Consider the following 13,109-nt stretch of genomic DNA (forward strand, 5'->3'; position numbering starts at 1 on the left):
GTTCGAGTGGCTGTGGGGGGCGTACGCCGTCAGCGCGCTCGGTACGTGGCTCGCCTTCGACGCGTTCTCGCTGATCGCGGTGATCGTGCTGCACGCCGGCGCGACCGAGGTGGCGGTGCTGTCGGCCGCCGGGCTCGCGGTGGGGGCGGTGGTGGCGACGCCGCTGGGGCCATGGATGGAGTTCCGGCGCAAGCGGCCCGTGATGATGGCCATGGACCTGGTCCGCTGTGCGGCGTTGCTGACCATTCCGGCGGCTTTCGCGCTCGGCGCCCTCACCTTCGTACAACTCCTGGTTGTCTCGGTCGTGGTCAGTGCGGCCGACATCGGCTTCACCTCCGCCAGTGGGGCCTTCCTCAAGTCGCTGCTGCCGACGGAGGACCTGCTCGCCGCGAACGCGCGGTTCGAGGCGACGCAGTGGACCGCGACGATCCTGGGGCCGCCGCTGGGCGGGGCCGCCATGGGCGTGTTCGGACCGGTGACGACCACCCTGGTCAACGCGGTCAGCTTCCTGCTGTCGGCCGTCGGGATCCGGGCGATCGGCGGGACGGAGACGCATCCGGTACGGAGGGACACCGCGCGGGCAGGCGGTCTCCTCGAAGGCTGGCGGTACATCCTGGCGCATCCGGTGCTGCGGCCGCTGTTCTGCAACACGGTGCTGTACAACGCCATGATCATGGTGTCGCTGCCGCTGCTGGCCGTGCTGATGGTCGGCGATCTGGGGTTCACGGCCTGGCAGTACGGCCTGGCCTTCTCCGTGCCCAGCGTGGGCGGCCTGATCGGCTCGCGGCTGGCCCGCAGGCTCGTGCCGCGTTTCGGGGAGAGGCGGGTGTTGCTCGCGTCGGGCGGGCTGCGGGCGTGCTGGCCGATCGGCCTGGCCTTCGTCGGGCCCGGCACGGCGGGACTGGTGCTCGTCATGGTCGTGGAGCTCGGGGTGATCACGTCGTGCGCCGTCTTCAACCCGGTGTACTCCACGCTCCGGCTGCGGCAGACGGACTCCGGCCGGGCCGCGCGCACGCTGTCCGCGTGGTCGGTCACCAGCAAGGCCACGACCGCCGGGATGACGGCCCTGTGGGGTGTGCTGGCCGGCTTCACCGGCCCCCGCACGGCGATCGCGGTCGCAGGCATCCTCGCCCTGGCCACACCGCTGCTCCTCCCCCACCGCCTCGAGCCCGCCCCGGAGATGGCGCCGCTGCGCGCGGACGAAGTACTCTGATCCGGAAACTTCATTCTCCCGTGAGGAGAAGGTGACTGACGGACTCGAAGGAAGGTGGTGATCTACCCCGAGGCCGACCTCGACGACGACGATCTGGACGATCTCGCCGGGCAGACAGCTGAGGGCGACCAGGTCTGCTCCGGCGGGTTCACGGCTCCCAGATCGGTGGAGTTCCGTGAGGAGTTGCCGCTCGGCGCCACGGGCAAAGTGATGAAGGACCACCTGCGATGAGGACGGACGGGACCGCGATCCGGATCCCGGAGGAGAACGGAGATCTCTCGTGACGACGACCAACCACGCTGCCGGTGTGACGGCCGAGCGGTCACTCGATCAGCTGGAGCGCCTGGACGACGAGATCATCGCGCTCTTGGCCCGCCGTCGCGCGATGGCCCAGGAACTCCCGCCCCCGGCCCGTGCCCGCGCCGCCGACCCCTCCTTCGCCGAGACCGTACGGGGCATAACGGGCCGCTACCGCCGGGAACTGGGCGGCGCCGGAGAACTCGTCGCCCGCGCGGTGATGGTGCTGTGCGATCCGAGCCGGGAGAACTGAGGAAAGCTTCCCGCAGACACCGGTGCGTACAACGTCACTGCTGCGTACAGCGTCATTGATGCGTACGACGTCATTGGTGCGTACAAAGTGCGGCCCAGGGCACGGATGTGTTCTGGGCCTCACTCGGGGAGTGCGGCACGACACACGTCGGGCCACGTCAGTCCGCGTTGACAGCGCTCTGGATTTGGCCGTACAAACTTTTTCATGGCCGTTGCCCGAGCGCTCGCCCAGTGGGCCCGCGATCTCCGCCCGGCGCCGGAGGACCTGGCGCTGGCGGAGCGATCGCTGGCGGACACCGTCGCCGTGGCGCTGGCCGCCCGGACGCATCCGCTGCGATCCGTCGCCGCCTCCCTGCCGGAGGCGGCCCGCTGGGCGGCGATGGCCCATGTGCTCGACTTCGACGACCTGCACACCGACACCACCGCCCACATCTCCGTGGTCACCGTCCCGGCCGTGCTCGCCGTGGGAGGTGACGCCCGCGCCTACCTCGCCGGTGCGGGAGTCATGGCACGGCTCGGCGCCATGCTCGGCTGGGGCCACTACGCGGCCGGCTGGCACACGACCTGCACGGCGGGCGCCCCGGCGGCCGCCGTCGCGGCCGGGATCGCCCTCGGACTGGACGTCGAGCAGCTGGCCACCGCGATGGCCCTCGCCGTTCCCGCCGCCGGCGGCGGGCAGGAGGCCTTCGGTACGCACGGCAAGTCCTTGCAGGTCGGTTTCGCGGCCGAGGCGGGCGTACGGGCCGCGCGGCTGGCGCGGGCGGGAGCAACCGCGGATCCGCGCGCACTGGAGGCCTGGATCAGGCGGGTCGGCGGCACGCCCGAGGCGGACTTCCCCGCCACCCCGGCCGTCCCCGGCGGCCTCGCGGTCAAGCTCTTCCCCTGCTGCTACGCCATGCAGCGGCCCATCGCCGCGCTGCGGGAGGTGCGCGACCGGATCCGCGGCGACATCACGGCGGTCACGGTCACCACGCCGGCGGGCACCGTTCAGCCGCTCGTCCACGACCGTCCGGTGACCGGCCTGGAAGGCAAGTTCTCGCTGCCGTACGCGGTGGCGGCGGCGCTGCTGGACGACTATCCCGGCTTCGACAGCTTCACGGACGCGGCCGTCGCGCGGCCCGAGGCGCAGAAACTCGTCGGCCTCGTCGGGGTCGAGCTGCTTCCGGGTGAGACGAGGACGCTGCTGGACGGGCGCGTGGAGCTGCGGGTCGGCCTCACGGACGGCGGTGAGGTGTACGCCGAGCTGGAGTTGCCGCCCGGGGCTCCGCAACGGCCCGTGTCCGAAACCGAGTTGCGCGCCAAGGCCGCCGCCTGCGGTACGGATGTGCCCGCGCTGCTGGACGGGCTGACGTGGACGGGAGCCCGCGAGGTGCTCCGCGAGCAGTTCCCCGACGAGGAGGCGTGACGTGCGGCAGCGACTCCCCCTGTCCGGCATCACGGTGGTCAGCCTCGAGCAGGCCGTCGCCGCCCCGTACGCCACCCGCCAGCTCGCCGACCTCGGTGCCCGCGTCATCAAGGTGGAGCGGCCGGGAGAGGGCGACTTCGCCCGCCGCTACGACACGACCGTGCACGGTCACTCCAGCTATTTCGTCTGGCTCAACCGCTCCAAGGAATCCCTCACCCTGGACCTGAAGGACCCGCGCGGTCTGGAGATCCTCCGCCAACTCCTCGACGACGCCGACGTGTTCGTCCAGAACCTGGCGCCGGGCGCCGCCGACCGGCTGGGACTCGACACCGGTACCCTGACCGATCGCCACCCCCGGCTCATCCCGTGCACGATCTCCGGGTACGGCACGACCGGCCCCTGGGCCGGCCGCAAGTCCTACGACCTGCTGGTGCAGTGCCAGACCGGGCTCGTCTCCCTCACCGGAACCGCCGAGGAGGCCGCCCGCGTCGGCATCTCGGTCGCGGACATCGCGGCCGGGATGTACGCCTACAGCGGCATCCTGACCGCGCTGTACACGCGAGCCACGACCGGCCGCACGCACCCCGTCGAGGTGTCGTTGTTCGAGGCGCTCGCCGAGTGGATGGGCCAGCCCGCCTACTACACCCGCTACGGCGGCACCCAGCCGGCCCGCCTCGGCACCCAGCACGCGACCATCGCCCCCTACGGCGCCTTCCCGACCGCCGACGGCCGGCAGGTGCTGTTCTCCATCCAGAACGAGCGCGAATGGGCCGTCCTGTGCGCGGAGTTCCTGGGCCGGCCGGTTCTGACGGACGATCCGCGGTTCGCCACCGGGTCCCAACGCGTGGCGCACCGCGACGAGTTGAACGCGATCGTCGCCGAGCGCATCGCCCGCTCCGACGCCGACGACGTCCTCGCGGACCTGGAGCGGATCGGCATCGCCTGCGCGGGGGTCAACGACGTCGCCGCGTTCCTCGACCACCCCGTGCTGGCCGCCCGCGGACGCTGGCAGGAGGTGGCCGTGCCGGGCGCGACGGTCCAGGCCCTGCTGCCGCCCGCCGACCTCGCGGGCGTTCCCGCACGCATGGATCCCGTACCGGACGTCGGCGAGCACACCGACGCGATCCTCGCCGGACTCGGCCGTACCCGCGACGACATCGACGCCCTGCGCGCCGACGCCGTCATCTGACGAGTGTGGAGACTGCCCCGATGAGCGTCCTGGACCTCCTGCCCGACGACGAACAGCTCGTCGTACGAACCGTGCGCGAATTCGTCGACAAGTACGTCAAGCCCGTCGTCAAGGAGCTGGAGCACTCCGACAGCTACCCCGAGCACCTCATCGAGCGGATGAAGGAACTCGGCGTCTACGGCCTGGCGGTCCCCGAGGAGTACGGCGGCAACCCCGTCTCCATGCCCTGCTTCGTACTGGTCACCGAGGAACTGGCCCGGGGCTGGATGAGCCTGGCCGGGGCGATGGGCGGACACACGGTCGTGGCCAGGCTCCTGCTGCTGTACGGCACCGAGGAGCAGAAGCGGCGCCATCTGCCGCGGCTGGCGACCGGTGAGGTGCGCGCGACGATGGCGCTCACCGAGCCGGGCGGCGGCTCCGACCTCCAGGCGATGACGACGGTCGCGCGCCGGGAGGGCGGCGAGTACGTCGTCAACGGCGCCAAGACCTGGATCACCAACTCCCGCCGCGCCGGCCTGATCGCGCTGCTGTGCAAGACCGACCCGGCCGCCGAGCCGCGCCACCGGGGCATCTCGATCCTGCTGGCCGAGCACGGACCGGGCCTCGTCGTCTCCCGTGATCTGCCCAAGCTGGGCTACAAGGGCGTGGAGAGCTGCGAGTTGTCCTTCGAGGACTACCGGCTGCCCGTCGAGGCGCTGCTCGGCGGCGCGGAGGGCCAGGGCTTCGGCCAGATGATGAAGGGACTGGAGACCGGCCGGCTCCAGGTCGCCGCCCGCGCGCTGGGTGTGGGACGCGCGGCGCTGGAGGACTCGTTGCGCTACGCCCAGGAGCGGGAGAGCTTCGGTAAGCCCATCTGGCGTCACCAGTCGATCGGCAACTACCTCGCCGACATGGCGACCAAGCTCACCGCCGCCCGCCACCTCGTCCTGCACGCGGCCCGGGAGGCCGAGGCCGGGCACCGGGTCGACATGGAGGCGGGCATGGCCAAGCTGTTCGCCTCCGAGACGGCGATGGAGATCGCGCTCAACGCGGTGCGGATCCACGGCGGTTACGGCTACTCGACCGAGTTCGACGTGGAGCGGTACTTCCGTGACGCCCCGCTGATGATCGTCGGCGAGGGCACGAACGAGATCCAACGCAACGTGATCGCGGCCCAGTTGGTGGCGAGGGGCGGTCTCGATGGCTGAGCAGCCCCAGCGGGAGAGCACCTATCTGCGCCTCGCGCGCGAACTGCGGGCGGCGATCCTGCGCCACGACTATCCGGACGGCGTACGGCTGCCCACCGAGGCCGAGTTGGCCCAGACGTACGGGGTCAGCCGGCAGACCGTGCGGCGGGCGTTCCAGGACCTCGTCGCGGAGGGCCTGGTCTACCGGGTGCCGGGGCGCGGCACCTTCTCCACGCCCCGGGAGGAGCAGTATCTGCGGCAGTTCGGGTCGGTGGACGACCTGATGGGGCTGTCCATCGACACCCGCATGGACGTGGTGACACCGCTGCACCGGCGGGTCGACGTGGACGCGGCGGGCCGCCTCGGTCTGCACACCGACCGCGTGCACAAGCTGTCCTTCCTGCGGCTGCACGAGGACACGGCGTTCTGCCACACCTCGGTCTGGCTGCCCCCCGCCGTCGGCCAACTCCTGTCCGACGTGACCGAGTTGACGCTGCCCGGAACCCCGAACGCCTTCACCGTCATCGGGCTGCTCGACCAGCGGCTGCCCGAACCGATCGCCGAGGCCGAACAGAGCATCACCGTCGCCGAGGCCACACCGGAGATCGCCAAGCACCTGGGCTGTGAACCGGGCCGGGCGCTCCTGCGCATCGACCGCGTCTACCAGACCGTGACCGGACAGCTCGTCGAGCTGGCCATCAGTCACTTCCTGCCCGAGCACTACTCGTATCGCGTACGGCTGCGGCGCAGTGGCCAGTGAAGTCCGTACCAACCTGTTGAGGAGAAGGAACCTTGAGCTTGAGGATCGTTGTCACTGTGAAGTACGTGCCCGACGCCACTGGCGACCGGCACTTCGCCGATGACCTGACCGTCGACCGGGACGACGTGGACGGTCTGCTCTCCGAGCTGGACGAGTACGCGGTCGAGCAGGCGCTGCAGATTGCCGAGAACTCCGATGACGACGTGGAGGTCACGGTCCTGACCGTCGGTCCGGAGGACGCCAAGGACGCGCTGCGCAAGGCGCTGTCGATGGGCGCGGACAAGGCGATCCACGTCGAGGACGACGACCTGCACGGCACGGACGCGATCGGCACCTCGCTGGTGCTGGCGAAGGCGATCGAGAAGGCCGGCTTCGACCTGGTGGTCTCCGGTATGGCCTCCACCGACGGCACGATGGGGGTTGTGCCGGCGCTGGTCGCGGAGCGGCTGGGGGTGCCGCAGGTGACGCTGCTGTCGGAGGTGAGCGTGGCGGACGGAACCGTCAAGGGCCGCCGTGACGGCGATGCCGCGTCCGAGCAGGTGGAGGCGTCGCTGCCGGCGGTGGTGTCGGTGACCGACCAGTCGGGTGAGGCGCGCTACCCGTCCTTCAAGGGCATCATGGCGGCGAAGAAGAAGCCGGTGGAGTCCTGGGACCTGTCGGACCTGGAGATCGACGCGGACGCGGTCGGTCTGGGCGGGGCGTACACGGTCGTGGACGCTGCCGCGGCGCGTCCGGCCCGCACCGCCGGGACGATCGTCAAGGACGAGGGCGAGGGCGGCAAGCAGCTGGCCGCCTTTCTCGCGGAGCGCAAATTCATCTAGTGCAGCCTCGCGTGCCAGAAGTTCATCTGATCCAACCGTCTTTGACTGCACAGGAGTTGCTTTCCCATGGCTGAAGTTCTCGTCTACGTCGATCACGTGGACGGTGCCGTCCGCAAGCCCACGCTGGAGCTGCTGACGCTGGCCCGCCGTATCGGCGAGCCCGTCGCCGTAGCCCTTGGTGCCGGTGCCGAAAACACGGCTGGTGTGCTGGCCGAGCACGGCGCAACCCGCGTTCTTGCGCACGAGGCGCCGGAGTACGCCGACTATCTGGTGGTGCCGAAGGTGGATGCGCTGCAGGCCGCCGTGGCCGCCGTGTCCCCGGCCGCCGTGCTGGTGCCCTCCTCCGCCGAGGGCAAGGAGATCGCCGCCCGTCTGGCGCTGCGCATCGGCTCGGGCATCATCACCGACGCCGTCGACCTGGAGGCCGGTGACGAGGGCCCGGTGGCGACCCAGTCGGTGTTCGCCGCGTCCTTCACCACCACCTCCCGGGTCTCGAAGGGCACCCCGGTGATCACGGTCAAGCCCAACTCCGCCGCGGTGGAGCCGGCCGCGGCCGCCGGTACGGTCGAGACCCTCGCCGTCACCTTCTCGGAGCAGGCGAGGGGGACGAAGGTCACCGGCCGGACCCCGCGGGAGTCGACGGGGCGTCCGGAGCTGACCGAGGCCGCGATCGTGGTCTCCGGCGGCCGGGGCGTCAACGGCGCCGAGAACTTCGCGGTCATCGAGGCCCTCGCCGACAGCCTGGGGGCCGCGGTGGGCGCCTCTAGGGCGGCGGTGGACGCGGGCTGGTACCCGCACACCAACCAGGTCGGCCAGACCGGCAAGAGTGTCTCGCCGCAGCTGTACATCGCCAACGGCATCTCCGGTGCCATCCAGCACCGGGCGGGCATGCAGACCTCGAAGACGATCGTGGCGGTCAACAAGGACGCCGAGGCCCCGATCTTCGACCTGGTCGACTACGGCGTGGTCGGCGACCTCTTCGACGTCGTCCCCCAGCTCACCGAGGAGATCAACACCCGCAAGGGCTGAGCGCGTTCACGGGCTGCCCGGGCCGGTGGCGTCAATACGACCCGGGCAGCCCCAGCACGTTCCGGGACCCGTGGTTCAGCACCGTCTCCCGGCTGATCTGCGCGAGTCGCAGGAGCCGTGACTCCCGGAAGTACCGCTCCACGTGGCACTCACGGGCGTACCCCATGCCGCCCAGTGTCTGCACGGCCCGGTCCGCGGCCTGGAAGCCGGCGTCGGCGCACCACTGCCAGCGGGTGCTGGGCGGCATCGGCTTCACCGCGGAGCACCCACTGCACCGGCATGTGCGCCGGGCCGTCGTCCCCGACGGACTCATGGGCAGCGCACGGGAGTTGAGCCGTGACGCCGGGGCGCATGTGCGCGTGAAGGGGGCGGCGCCCCGGCTGGTTCAGCTGTGAGTCACCAGGGCAGGCGCCCGTTGACGTCGAAGTAGCCGCCGGTCGGGCCGTCGGGGCCGATCTGCGCCATCCGCACGATGATCTCGGCGCCCTCCTCGACGGTCTGCGTGCCCGTGTTGCCGTTCAGGTCCGTCTTGGTGAACCCCGGTTCCACGGCGTTGATCCGCATCTTCGGATACGCCTTCGCGAACTGAACGGTGAGCATGTTGACCGCGGTCTTGGAGGTCGGGTAGGCGATGCCGGGATAGAAGTGGGCGGGGTGTTCCGGGTCGGAGAGGTGGGTCAGCGACGCCAGTCCGCTGCTGACGTTGACCACGACCGGCGCGGCCGAGCGTTCCAGCAGTGGAAGGAACGCGTGCAGGACGCGGACCACGCCGAAGACGTTGGTCTCGAACGTGGTGCGCATGTGGTCGGCGGTGACGGTCGCCGCGACCGGCACGCTGTTGTCCGCGGTCCGGGTCTCTATCCCGGCGTTGTTGATCAGCACGTCGAGTCCGCCGTCGGCCTCGATCGTCTTGGTGGCGGCGTCCACGGAGGCGTCGTCGGTGACGTCGAGCCGGACGAACCGGGCGCCGAGCCGCTCGGCGGCCCGACGTCCGCGCTCGGGGTCGCGGGCGCCGACGTACACGGTGTGGCCCGCCGCGACGAGCCGACGGGCGGTCTCGAAGCCGAGACCCTTGTTCGCTCCGGTGATGAGTGTTGTCGTCATGCCGTCCACCTTCCGGCAGCACGGCGAGGTCAGCCAGCAGACCCTTCTTCCTGGGACTGCCGGTACCAGGCACATGTACGGCCGACGGTGTTCACTGGGTGGCATGACGGCGACGGAACTCGGACAAGCGCTCAGGCGCTGGCGTGACCGGGTCGCCCCGGACGCGGCCGGGCTGCCCACCGGCGGACACCGGCGCGCGGCCGGGCTGCGGCGCGAGGAGTTGGCCCTGCTGGCCGGGATCTCGGCGGACTACATCACGCGTCTCGAACAGGGCCGTGCGACCAGTCCCTCCGCGCAGGTCGTCGAGGCGCTGGCCCGGGCGCTGAGGCTGTCGGCGGACGAGCGGGCGTATCTGTTCCGGCTGGCGGAGCTGGTGCCGCCGGGTCCGGAGGTGGTGCCGGCGTTCCTCACCCCGAGCGTGCAACGTCTGCTGGACCGGCTGGGGGACACCCCCGTCGGCGTTTCCGACGCGGCGATGAACCTGCTGGTGGCCAACCCGATGTACGCGGCGCTGATGGGCGATCAGTCCGCCCTGCGCGGCTTCGAACGCAATGGCGTGTGGCGCGCCTTCACCGGCATGCCGACCCGGGTGCGGCACACCCCGGAAGAACATCGCGCCTTCGAGACCGGACTGGTCGCCGAACTGCGGGCGACCGCAGCGCGCTATCCGGCAGACCGTCAACTGCGGCAGATGATCGCCGAGTTGCGTGGCCGGAGTGAGCGGTTCGCCGAGCTGTGGGACGCAGGGGTGGTGGGCAGGCTGGACGCCTCCCACAAGACGATCGACCATCCTGAGGTGGGTCTGCTGACCCTGGACTGCGATCTGCTCAGGGTGGATGCGAACGACCTCCACATTCTCGTCTACTCAGCCGAACCGGGCACCGAGGCGGCCGAGAAGCTGCGCCTGATCTCGGTCCTCGGCACCCAGAACCTGGTCGAGAGGCACTAGCCGCCGACGGCGTTGCCGTGTCGGGTCTGCACGGTGTCCTGCCACAGCCGCTGCTCGGCGTCGAACTCAAACAGCATCGGGACCCCGAGCGTGAGAATTACACTCTCGCATCTCGGAACCAGCACTCTCCCTCACGCCATCCGAGCTGTCCAGCCTGGCCGCAGGTGCTTGTCGGCAAGCCGCAGTAATGTTCTCACCATGGCACCTGAGGCGGACCAGCCCCTGAGCACCCCGACCGGGGAACCGGCCTGGAAGCAGCGCGCGGTCGAGCGTTCCACGCAGGCGGCGAAACGCCGGGCCGAGCAGCGCGTGGAGCGGTTCCTCGACGCCGCCCAGGCGATCATGGCCGAGAAGGGCACGACGGACTTCACGGTCCAGGAGGTCGTGGACCGCTCAAAGCAGTCGCTGCGCAGCTTCTACCAGCACTTCGACGGCAAGCACGAACTGCTGCTCGCGCTGTTCGAGGACGCGATGAGCAAGTCGGCCGAAGAGCTGCGGGCGCTCGCGGCCCAGCAGTCCGATCCGCTGGACCGGGTCCGGGTCGTCGTCCAGGAGTTGTTCGAGATCTCCCGCCCCGACCTCTCCGCCCGGCAGCGGCCGCTGTTCAGCGACTTCGCCATGCGCCTGCTCGTCTCGCACCCGGCCGAGATGCGGGTCGCCAACGCGCCGCTGCTCGCGCTGTTCACCGAGCTGATGGAGGAGCTGGAGGAGGCGGACCTGCTGCGCTCGGGCTTCACGGCGAGGCGGGGCGCGGCGCTGACCATGCAGACGGTCATGTTCAACGCCCAGTCCAGCGGCCAGGAGGGCGCGCACCCGATCACCGCGGAGGAGATCTGGGACTATTGCGCGAACGGTTTCACGATGGACGCGCCCACTTCCTGAGAATTGCATTCTCACAACTGAAAACGGCCGGCCCGAGGAACCCGTCCGCTAACGAGGTGGAGAGCCACCACGACGGGGTTCCTTCGCCGCGCTGACCGTCGTGGCCCGTCAGTCGAAGGGCGTGGGCCAGCGCCTCGGTGTCCCCGCACGCCCCGGAGGACGCTCCGGCCCGACAGACGGTCGCCGCCGTGTCCGCCCTCGCCAATGGCGCGTACGGCGTTTGGTGCGGCGGATGCCGGGTCGGTGACGACCCGGCATCTCCTCGCTTGCCGGCTCAGTCCGTGCCGGACTCCATGGCCGCGCGGTCCAGCAGCGCGTCCTCCTCCGAGACCTCGCCGCGGGAGGCGATGGCCTCGGCGCCGCCCTCGGGCAGCTCGGGCATGGTGCCGATGAGCCCGGTCGCGGCGGCCTGGGAGGCGCCGATGGTGGGGCTGCCGGTGCCGATCAGTCCGAGGCCGACGTACTGCTCCAGCTTGGCGCGCGAGTCGGCGATGTCGAGGTTGCGCATGGTCAGCTGACCGATCCGGTCGACCGGGCCGAACGCGGAGTCCTCGGTGCGCTCCATCGACAGCTTGTCGGGGTGGTAGCTGAACGCGGGGCCCGTCGTGTCGAGGATCGAGTAGTCCTCGCCGCGCCGCAGCCGCAGGGTGACCTCGCCGGTGATCGCCGAGCCGACCCAGCGCTGCAGCGACTCACGGATCATCAGCGCCTGCGGGTCCAGCCAGCGGCCCTCATACATCAGCCGGCCGAGGCGACGGCCCTCGTTGTGGTACTGGGCGAGGGTGTCCTCGTTGTGGATGGCGTTGACCAGGCGCTCGTAGGCGGCGTGCAGCAGGGCCATGCCGGGGGCCTCGTAGATGCCGCGGCTCTTGGCCTCGATGATCCGGTTCTCGATCTGGTCGGACATTCCCAGGCCGTGGCGGCCGCCGATGGCGTTGGCCTCCATCACGAGGTCGACGGCGGTGGCGAACTCCTTGCCGTTGATCGTCACCGGACGGCCCTGGTCGAAGCCGATCGTCACGTCCTCGGTGGCGATCTCGACGGCGGGGTCCCAGAACCGGACGCCCATGATGGGCTCGACGGTCTCGACGCCGGTATCCAGGTGCTCCAGGGTCTTGGCCTCGTGGGTGGCGCCCCAGATGTTGGCGTCGGTGGAGTACGCCTTCTCGGTGCTCGCCCGGTAGGGCAGCTCATGGGCGAGCAGCCACTCCGACATCTCCTTGCGGCCGCCGAGCTCGGTCACGAAGTCCGCGTCGAGCCACGGCTTGTAGATCCGCAGGTTCGGGTTGGCGAGCAGGCCGTAGCGGTAGAACCGCTCGATGTCGTTGCCCTTGTAGGTCGAGCCGTCGCCCCAGATCTGCACGTTGTCCTCGAGCATCGCCCGCACCAGCAGCGTGCCGGTGACGGCGCGGCCGAGCGGCGTGGTGTTGAAGTAGGCGCGCCCGCCGGAGCGGATGTGGAACGCGCCGCAGGTCAGCGCGGCCAGGCCCTCCTCGACCAGCGCGGCGCGGCAGTCGACCAGGCGCGCGATCTCGGCACCGTAGGTCTTCGCACGCCCGGGCACCGAGGCGATGTCGGGTTCGTCGTACTGACCGATGTCGGCGGTGTAGGTGCAGGGGACGGCGCCCTTGTCGCGCATCCACGCGACCGCGACCGAGGTGTCGAGGCCGCCGGAGAAGGCGATGCCGACGCGCTCGCCGGCGGGAAGGGAGGTGAGGACCTTGGACATAGCAAGAGTATGCATCAACTCGCATGGTCATGCAAAGCCCGCGTCCCCGACCTCACCGAAGTCCCACGCCGGCCCCCGCAGACGCCACACACCGGCTCCATAGAAACCGCACCCCGGCCCTCCGGAGAGCCGACCCCTCTGCCCACAGAAACCGCACCGCCAGCGCCCCCAGGGCCAGCCCGTCAGCGCCGCACCGCCAGCCCTCGCAGAACCAGCCCCTCAGCGCCGCACCGCCAGCCCCCGCAGGGCCAGCCCGCCAGCGCCGCACCGCCAGCCCCCGCAGAGCCAGCCCGCCAGCGCCGCACCGCCAGCC

Annotated in this window: 16 protein-coding genes; 12 read left to right on the forward strand and 4 right to left on the reverse strand. The window is 70.6% G+C overall.

The annotated features are described in order from the left end of the window. The 9 genes from GRC12_RS33275 to GRC12_RS33315 all read left to right on the forward strand — a co-directional run. Positions 1-1,213, forward strand: a 1,213-nt coding sequence (locus tag GRC12_RS33275) for an MFS transporter (protein ID WP_208783408.1), incomplete at its 5' end; no start/stop codon positions are given. Positions 1,214-1,270: 57 nt separating this feature from the next. Beyond that, positions 1,271-1,444 (forward strand): hypothetical protein, encoded by a 174-nt coding sequence (locus GRC12_RS33280; protein ID WP_208783438.1) that lies wholly within the window; start codon positions 1,271-1,273, stop codon positions 1,442-1,444. A 49-nt stretch (positions 1,445-1,493) separates the two neighbouring features. Continuing rightward, positions 1,494-1,763, forward strand: a complete 270-nt coding sequence (locus GRC12_RS33285) for a hypothetical protein (protein ID WP_208783410.1) — start codon at positions 1,494-1,496, stop codon at positions 1,761-1,763. A gap of 204 nt (positions 1,764-1,967) precedes the next feature. After that, positions 1,968-3,167, forward strand: a complete 1,200-nt coding sequence (locus GRC12_RS33290) for an MmgE/PrpD family protein (protein ID WP_208783413.1) — start codon at positions 1,968-1,970, stop codon at positions 3,165-3,167. 1 nt (position 3,168) lies between these two features. Next, positions 3,169-4,356, forward strand: coding sequence for a CaiB/BaiF CoA transferase family protein (locus GRC12_RS33295; protein WP_308286697.1), 1,188 nt, complete (start codon positions 3,169-3,171; stop codon positions 4,354-4,356). 20 nt (positions 4,357-4,376) lie between these two features. Next, positions 4,377-5,543, forward strand: a complete 1,167-nt coding sequence (locus GRC12_RS33300; RefSeq protein ID WP_208783415.1) for an acyl-CoA dehydrogenase family protein — start codon at positions 4,377-4,379, stop codon at positions 5,541-5,543. Next, the gene (locus GRC12_RS33305; protein WP_208783417.1) at positions 5,536-6,282 is read left to right on the forward strand and encodes a GntR family transcriptional regulator; all 747 of its coding nucleotides are present in this window, start codon (positions 5,536-5,538) and stop codon (positions 6,280-6,282) included. Before GRC12_RS33300 ends, GRC12_RS33305 begins: the two co-directional genes overlap by 8 nt. A gap of 32 nt (positions 6,283-6,314) precedes the next feature. Continuing rightward, positions 6,315-7,103, forward strand: a complete 789-nt coding sequence (locus tag GRC12_RS33310) for an electron transfer flavoprotein subunit beta/FixA family protein (RefSeq protein ID WP_208783419.1) — start codon at positions 6,315-6,317, stop codon at positions 7,101-7,103. Between the two features lie 66 nt (positions 7,104-7,169). Next, positions 7,170-8,132: an electron transfer flavoprotein subunit alpha/FixB family protein gene (locus GRC12_RS33315; RefSeq protein WP_208783421.1), complete on the forward strand. Its 963-nt coding sequence runs from the start codon at positions 7,170-7,172 to the stop codon at positions 8,130-8,132. Between the two features lie 31 nt (positions 8,133-8,163). On the opposite strand, the gene GRC12_RS33320 is transcribed toward GRC12_RS33315, so the two are convergent. Next, a complete protein-coding gene (locus tag GRC12_RS33320) occupies positions 8,164-8,379 on the reverse strand; it encodes an acyl-CoA dehydrogenase family protein (RefSeq protein WP_244374166.1) in 216 nt (71 codons plus the stop codon). On the opposite strand from GRC12_RS33320, the gene GRC12_RS33325 reads away from it, so the two are divergent. After that, complete coding sequence (locus GRC12_RS33325; RefSeq protein WP_208783423.1) at positions 8,366-8,527, forward strand: hypothetical protein; 162 nt, start codon at positions 8,366-8,368, stop codon at positions 8,525-8,527. The genes GRC12_RS33320 and GRC12_RS33325 overlap by 14 nt on opposite strands. A 1-nt stretch (position 8,528) precedes the next feature. Here the strand turns inward: GRC12_RS33325 and GRC12_RS33330 are convergent, their stop codons facing one another. Then, positions 8,529-9,236: an SDR family oxidoreductase gene (locus tag GRC12_RS33330; RefSeq protein WP_208783424.1), complete on the reverse strand. Its 708-nt coding sequence runs from the start codon at positions 9,234-9,236 to the stop codon at positions 8,529-8,531. A 103-nt stretch (positions 9,237-9,339) separates the two neighbouring features. Between GRC12_RS33330 and GRC12_RS33335 the strand changes: the two genes are divergently transcribed. Continuing rightward, entirely contained in the window at positions 9,340-10,185 is an 846-nt protein-coding gene (locus GRC12_RS33335) for a helix-turn-helix transcriptional regulator (protein ID WP_208783426.1), read from the forward strand. Here the strand turns inward: GRC12_RS33335 and GRC12_RS46535 are convergent. Beyond that, complete coding sequence (locus tag GRC12_RS46535) at positions 10,182-10,310, reverse strand: hypothetical protein (RefSeq protein ID WP_280117553.1); 129 nt, start codon at positions 10,308-10,310, stop codon at positions 10,182-10,184. The two genes, GRC12_RS33335 and GRC12_RS46535, sit on opposite strands and share 4 nt — an antisense overlap. A gap of 73 nt (positions 10,311-10,383) precedes the next feature. Between GRC12_RS46535 and GRC12_RS33340 the strand changes: the two genes are divergently transcribed. Next, positions 10,384-11,067 (forward strand): TetR/AcrR family transcriptional regulator, encoded by a 684-nt coding sequence (locus GRC12_RS33340; RefSeq protein ID WP_208783434.1) that lies wholly within the window; start codon positions 10,384-10,386, stop codon positions 11,065-11,067. A gap of 274 nt (positions 11,068-11,341) precedes the next feature. On the opposite strand, the gene argG is transcribed toward GRC12_RS33340, so the two are convergent. After that, entirely contained in the window at positions 11,342-12,796 is a 1,455-nt protein-coding gene (gene argG, locus GRC12_RS33345; RefSeq protein WP_208783436.1) for an argininosuccinate synthase, read from the reverse strand. Between the last annotated feature and the right edge of the window lie 313 nt (positions 12,797-13,109).

Origin of the sequence: Streptomyces griseorubiginosus (assembly GCF_017614965.1) — a bacterium.
GTDB classification, from domain to species: Bacteria; Actinomycetota; Actinomycetes; order Streptomycetales; family Streptomycetaceae; genus Streptomyces; species Streptomyces griseorubiginosus_B.

What these genes read in the sequence shown, in the direction of transcription:
- GRC12_RS33290 (WP_208783413.1), top strand. Translation starts at nt 1,968, where the DNA reads ATGGCCGTTGCCCGAGCGCTCGCCCAGTGGGCCCGCGATCTCCGCCCG.
- GRC12_RS33315 (WP_208783421.1), top strand. Translation starts at nt 7,170, where the DNA reads ATGGCTGAAGTTCTCGTCTACGTCGATCACGTGGACGGTGCCGTCCGC.
- GRC12_RS33340 (WP_208783434.1), top strand. Translation starts at nt 10,384, where the DNA reads ATGGCACCTGAGGCGGACCAGCCCCTGAGCACCCCGACCGGGGAACCG.
- GRC12_RS33300 (WP_208783415.1), top strand. Translation starts at nt 4,377, where the DNA reads ATGAGCGTCCTGGACCTCCTGCCCGACGACGAACAGCTCGTCGTACGA.
- argG (WP_208783436.1), bottom strand. Translation starts at nt 12,796, where the DNA reads ATGTCCAAGGTCCTCACCTCCCTTCCCGCCGGCGAGCGCGTCGGCATC.
- GRC12_RS33320 (WP_244374166.1), bottom strand. Translation starts at nt 8,379, where the DNA reads ATGCCGCCCAGCACCCGCTGGCAGTGGTGCGCCGACGCCGGCTTCCAG.
- GRC12_RS33305 (WP_208783417.1), top strand. Translation starts at nt 5,536, where the DNA reads ATGGCTGAGCAGCCCCAGCGGGAGAGCACCTATCTGCGCCTCGCGCGC.
- GRC12_RS33330 (WP_208783424.1), bottom strand. Translation starts at nt 9,236, where the DNA reads ATGACGACAACACTCATCACCGGAGCGAACAAGGGTCTCGGCTTCGAG.
- GRC12_RS33335 (WP_208783426.1), top strand. Translation starts at nt 9,340, where the DNA reads ATGACGGCGACGGAACTCGGACAAGCGCTCAGGCGCTGGCGTGACCGG.